At 56.2% G+C, this 1,055-nt stretch carries 1 protein-coding gene and 1 pseudogene; both read left to right on the forward strand.

Annotation, left to right across the window (positions count from 1 at the left end):
- Positions 1-393, forward strand: a pseudogene (locus ACXJ7R_RS34000) (ATP-dependent DNA ligase); the annotation flags it as partial.
- A gap of 370 nt (positions 394-763) precedes the next feature.
- Positions 764-985 carry a DUF768 domain-containing protein gene (locus ACXJ7R_RS34005; RefSeq protein ID WP_457155615.1) on the forward strand — a complete coding sequence of 74 codons (222 nt, stop codon included), beginning with the start codon at positions 764-766 and terminating at the stop codon, positions 983-985.
- Positions 986-1,055: the final 70 nt, after the last annotated feature.

Consider the following 1,055-nt stretch of genomic DNA (forward strand, 5'->3'; position numbering starts at 1 on the left):
GGGCTCGAAGGGATGGTTTCGAAACGCAAGGACAGCAAATACCGGAGCGGCAACTCGACGGCTTGGCTGAAGACAAAATGCTACACGATCGATGAATACCAATTGCTTGGCATCGAGCGCGAGGCAGGTAAGCCTGCTTTCGCACTGATGGCGGATCGGGCGACTGGGAAGTATGTCGGCTCGGCTTTCATCAATTCCAGCCGCGCGATCCGCGAGCGCCTATGGAAGTGCGTCCAGGAACACGCCGGACCGCCGCCCAAGGGCATGAAACGTCCAGCGACGCAATGGGTCAAGCCGGGCATCATTGGCCGAGTGAAGCACTTGCGCGGCGAGGATGATCTGCGGCATGCCTCCTTGCAGGATTTCCGGGAAGATGAGCAAGCGGGGAAGTGATTTTCTCTACCATTGGATATCGGACCATTTGCCGGATGATCCRATCATSSACCCRGTTCTGCTGGTGATCGATATGACTGTCGACGCGAAACGGGCGGCGGAAACCCAAGGTATTCCCGGCCAAGAGATCGATGAAGAAATTCGCACGATCTACGAACTCATCATGCAAGGGTTGCGCTAACAGCCCTTGGCACGCGAGCAATGGAACATTAGAGCATTCTAATAGTTGTTTGGTTAGCAGGGGCTACCAACATCCCCGGCAAGTCCCCATCATCCCTGGGACGGCCCGCCGCTGCCGTGAATGGAGCGGCKGGTCTTTTGGGTGCGCTGCTCAAGGGGAACCTAAAACGGGTAAGCAGCTTCTTTGAGGATGAGCACACGCGGCATCAACTTCCTGGATCGATGGCTGGCCAACAACGTCCCSGAGACGACGAAGGCCGATGTCATYTCGGTYGACGAGCTAACCCAYAAGCTGWTYGCCGAYGCCAAATSSGTSGGGATCAAGCGRGRMGAGATCGAYGARGAAGTCGACAGCCTCTATCGAACRATCCTCGAAGCGATTGTGCATTACGATGCGAGCCTGCCAGAATAGCCTTGCCGGTCAATCAGAGATGAGGAATATAATCCTCCCGTTGCGGCGAAGATCGGGTGTCCTTCCTGAT

It is taken from the genome of Mesorhizobium sp. P5_C1 (genome assembly GCF_054049815.1).